The organism is Streptomyces durbertensis (assembly GCF_014156695.1).
Classification (GTDB): Bacteria; Actinomycetota; Actinomycetes; order Streptomycetales; family Streptomycetaceae; genus Streptomyces; species Streptomyces durbertensis.
The window spans coordinates 1-4,501 of record NZ_WMLF01000441.1 but is presented as its reverse complement, the minus strand read 5'-3'; the positions used below and the strand labels follow the sequence as shown (position 1 = coordinate 4,501).

Sequence of the window (4,501 nt, the reverse complement as noted above, 5' to 3'; positions counted from 1 at the left end):
CGTCACGCCCGTCCCCGCGGCAAGCCCCGCCCCGGCGGGCACGTCCGCTCCTGCGGTCACGTCCGCACCGACGGCACCGCTTCCGAACCGGGCGCTGCGCCCGGGGCGTGCGCCGTCTCGTCGTCCAGTGCCGCCCGGGCGTCCAGCGCCGTCTCGCCTTCCAGCGCCGCCTGGGCGCGGGCCGCCCGGAGCGCCACGCGGTTGCGGCGAGCCGCGCGCAGGGCGTCGAACGTCAGGATCAGCAGCGCCGCCCACACCAGCAGGAAGCCGGCCAGCCGCGCCGGCGGCATCTCCTCGTGGAAGACGGTGAGCCCCAGCAGGAACATCGTGGCCGGGCCGAGGTACTGCATCATGCCGATCGTCGACAGCGGCACCCGCATGGTGGCGGCGCCGAAGAGGATCAGCGGCAGCGCGGTGGCCAGGCCGGCGCCGGCGAGCAGCAGCGCGTGTGTCGGGCCCTCGGCGGTGAACGTCGACTCGCCGCGCCCCGAGAGCAGCAGCAGGAAGCCGAGCGCGGGCAGGAACTGGAGCAGCGCGTCCGCGCTGAAGCCCTCAAGGCCGTCCAGGCGCGACTTCTTCTTCAGCAGCCCGTACGCGGCGAAGCTGGTGCTCAGGCCGAGCGCCACCCAGGGGACCTGCCCGTAGGCGAAGGTCATCACGGCGACCGAGGTGGCGCCGACGCCGACCGCGACCCACTGGAACGGGCGCAGTCGCTCGCGCAGCAGCAGCACGCCGATGGCGATGGTGATCAGCGGGTTGATGAAGTAGCCGAGCGAGGCCTCCAGGACAAGCCCGGAGCTGACGGCCCAGATGAACAGGTACCAGTTCGCCGATATCAGCAGGGCGGACAGCGCGGCCATGCCGAGCTGGCGGGGGTCGCGCAGCAGCGGGCGTATCCACGCCCAGCGGCGGACGGCGAGCAGGATGAGCGCGGCCGTGGGGAGCGACCAGACCATGCGGTGGGCGAGCACCTCGGCCGCCGGGGTGGCGGAGAGCAGGTGCCAGTAGAGCGGCAGCAGACCCCACATGCCGAAGGCCACGAACCCGAACACCAGCCCGGTCCGCGTCTCAGTCCTCGCCGACACGACCCCTCCCCACTGTGCTTCCACGTGCCATGAGCGTCGCCGCCGACGCCCCTGGCAAGGTAACGCGCGACGGCCGCTTTGTCATTCCCGTTACGCGGAACGCTACTGTCGCTGCCGAGCGTCACGTACGGGCGGTGGACGTCGCCGCCGGCGGCCGGGGCGGCGCGTGTGCGCGTCCGCAAACGGGCGGCGGCCCGGAGCCGATCCCTGTGGTGGGGGATCGGCGCCCGGGCCGCCGGGGTCCGGAGGTCAGAGGACCGTCCAGGTGTCGTTGCCGGCGAGCAGCGTCGCGAGCTCGCCCTTGCCGTTCTGCTCCACGGCCCGCTCCAACTGCTCGGCCATCTCCGTCTCGTACACCGGTCGGCGCACGTCGCGGAACACGCCGACGGGCGTCTGGTGCAGGGTGTCCGCGTCGGCGAGCCGGGACAGCGCGAACGCCTGCGTCGGCGAGGCGCTGTGCGCGTCGTGGACGAGGATGCCGTCCGTGCCGTGCTCGGCGACGTCGACGACCTCGAGGTCGCCGGTGGCCGGGTCGCGGACGACGCCCTTGCCGCCGAGGCCGTCCTCACCGGGCACGCCGAAGCGGATCGGCTGCCCGTGCTCCAGCCGGATCACGGCCTCCTGCGCCTGCTGCTTGTCCTTCAACGCCTCGAACGCGCCGTCGTTGAAGATGTTGCAGTTCTGGTAGATCTCCACCAGTGCCGTGCCCGGGTGGTCGGCGGCGGCGCGCAGCACCTCGGTGAGGTGCTTGCGGTCGGAGTCGATCGTGCGCGCGACGAACGACGCCTCGGCGCCGATGGCCAGCGAGACCGGGTTGAACGGGGCGTCCAGCGAGCCCATCGGGCTGGACTTGGTGAGCTTGCCGGCCTCGGAGGTCGGCGAGTACTGCCCCTTCGTCAGGCCGTAGATCCGGTTGTTGAACAGCAGGATCTTCAGGTTGACGTTGCGGCGGAGCGCGTGGATGAGGTGGTTGCCGCCGATGGAGAGCGCGTCGCCGTCGCCCGTCACGACCCACACCGACAGGTCGCGCCGGGCGGCGGCCAGGCCGGTGGCGATGGCCGGGGCGCGTCCGTGGATGGAGTGCATCCCGAACGTGTTCATGTAGTACGGGAAGCGGGACGAGCAGCCGATGCCCGAGACGAAGACGATGTTCTCCTTCGCCAGGCCCATCTCCGGCATGAAGCCCTGCACGGCGGCCAGCACGGCGTAGTCGCCGCAGCCGGGGCACCAGCGGACCTCCTGGTCGGACTTGAAGTCCTTGGCCGACTGCTTGGCGTCGGCCTTGGGGACCAGGGTGAGCGGGTGGTGCGCCCGTTCCCGGCTCCCCCCGGTGAGGACGTCAGCCATGTTCGATGGCCTCCTTGAGGACGTTGGCGAGCTGCTCGGCCTTGAAGGGCATGCCGTTGACCTGGGTGTGGGGCTGTGCGTCGACGAGGTAGCGGGCCCGCAGCAGCGTGGCGAGCTGTCCGAGGTTCATCTCGGGCACGATCACCTTGTCGTAGGAGCGCAGGACCTCGCCGAGGTTCGCGGGGAAGGGGTTGAGGTGCCGCAGGTGGGCCTGGGCGACGTGCAGTCCCTCCCGGCGCACCCGCCGTACACCGGCGGTGATCGGCCCGTAGGTCGAACCCCAGCCGATGACCAGCACCTTCGCCTCGCCGTCCGGGTCGTCGACGGTCAGGTCGGGCACGGTGACGCCGTCCACCTTGGCCTGCCGGGTGCGGACCATGTGCTCGTGGTTGGCGGGGTCGTAGGAGATGTTGCCGGTGCCGTCCTGCTTCTCGATGCCGCCGATGCGGTGTTCGAGACCGGGCGTGCCGGGCACGGCCCAGGGGCGGGCGAGGGTCTCCGGGTCGCGCTTGTAGGGCCAGAAGACCTCGCTGCCGTCCTCCAGCACGTGGTTCGGAGAGGTGGTGAACTGCACCCGCAGGTCGGGGAGTTCGTCGATCTCCGGCACGCGCCACGGCTCGGAGCCGTTGGCCAGGTAGCCGTCGGAGAGCAGGAACACCGGCGTGCGGTAGGTGAGCGCGATCCGGGTCGCCTCCAGCGCGGCGTCGAAGCAGTCGCCGGGCGTGGCCGGGGCCACGATCGGGACGGGTGCCTCGCCGTTGCGGCCGTACATGGCCTGGAGGAGGTCGGCCTGCTCCGTCTTGGTCGGCAGTCCGGTGGACGGACCGCCGCGCTGGATGTCCACGATCAGCAGCGGCAGTTCCAGCGAGACGGCGAGGCCGATCGTCTCGGACTTCAGCGCGACACCGGGCCCGGAGGTCGTGGTGACCGCGAGGGAGCCGCCGAACGCGGCGCCGAGCGCGGCGCCGATGCCGGCGATCTCGTCCTCCGCCTGGAAGGTGCGCACGCCGAAGTTCTTGTGCTTCGACAGCTCGTGGAGGATGTCGGACGCCGGGGTGATCGGGTAGGAGCCCAGGAACAGCGGGAGGTCCGCCTGTTGAGACGCCGCGACCAGTCCGTAAGACAGGGCGAGGTTGCCCGAGACGTTCCGGTAGGTACCGGCCGGGAACGCCTTGGCGGCCGGCGCGACCTCGTAGGAGACCGCGAAGTCCTCGGTCGTCTCGCCGAAGTTCCATCCCGCGCGGAAAGCGGTGACGTTCGCCTCCGCGATTTCCGGCTTCTTCGCGAACTTCGACCGCAGGAAACGCTCGGTGCCCTCCACCGGACGGTTGTACATCCAGGAGAGCAGGCCGAGGGCGAACATGTTCTTGCTGCGCCCGGCCTCCTTGCGGCCGAGGTCGAAGTCCTTCAGCGCCTCGACGGTGAGCGTCGTCAGCGGCACCGGGTGCACCCGGTAGCCGTCGAGTGAGCCGTCCTCGAGCGGGCTGGTGTCGTAGCCGACCTTGGCCATCGCGCGCTTGGTGAACTCGTCCGTGTTGACGATGATCTCGGCGCCCCTGGGAAGGTCTCCCACGTTGGCCTTCAGGGCGGCCGGGTTCATCGCGACCAGCACGTTCGGCGCGTCACCGGGCGTGAGGATGTCGTGATCGGCAAAATGCAGCTGGAACGAGGAGACGCCGGGAAGGGTTCCGGCGGGCGCGCGGATCTCCGCGGGGAAATTCGGCAGGGTCGAGAGATCATTGCCGAAGGACGCGGTCTCGGAGGTGAAGCGGTCCCCCGTCAACTGCATGCCGTCGCCCGAATCCCCCGCGAACCGGATGATCACCCGGTCCAGACGCCTGACTTCCTTGGCGCTCTCCTGGCTGACCTGTTGGGTCACTTGCAAAGACCTCCCTTGAGGCGGCGGCTCACTGGCCATCGTACGTGCGCGAGGTCCGCCGACCGGGGGCTGCTCGCATGGTGGACGCGTTGGTGAGACGCCCGTGGCGACGCCTCGCACCGCCCGGGACGCCGCCGCAGCGGCACCTCGCGCACCGGCTGCCACACGCGCCCACCCCCTCCCTCGGTGC

At 70.9% G+C, this 4,501-nt stretch carries 3 protein-coding genes; all 3 read right to left on the bottom strand.

The annotated features are described in order from the left end of the window. Window positions 1-56: 56 nt before the first annotated feature. Window positions 57-1,085 carry an EamA family transporter RarD gene (gene rarD, locus GL263_RS22240; protein WP_182857523.1) on the bottom strand — a complete coding sequence of 343 codons (1,029 nt, stop codon included), beginning with the start codon at window positions 1,083-1,085 and terminating at the stop codon, window positions 57-59. 249 nt (window positions 1,086-1,334) lie between these two features. Then, window positions 1,335-2,432 carry a 2-oxoacid:ferredoxin oxidoreductase subunit beta gene (locus GL263_RS22235; RefSeq protein WP_182857522.1) on the bottom strand — a complete coding sequence of 366 codons (1,098 nt, stop codon included), beginning with the start codon at window positions 2,430-2,432 and terminating at the stop codon, window positions 1,335-1,337. After that, window positions 2,425-4,350, bottom strand: a complete 1,926-nt coding sequence (locus GL263_RS22230) for a 2-oxoacid:acceptor oxidoreductase subunit alpha (protein WP_182857521.1) — start codon at window positions 4,348-4,350, stop codon at window positions 2,425-2,427. The genes GL263_RS22235 and GL263_RS22230 overlap by 8 nt, the downstream gene beginning before the upstream one ends. Window positions 4,351-4,501 lie beyond the last annotated feature (151 nt).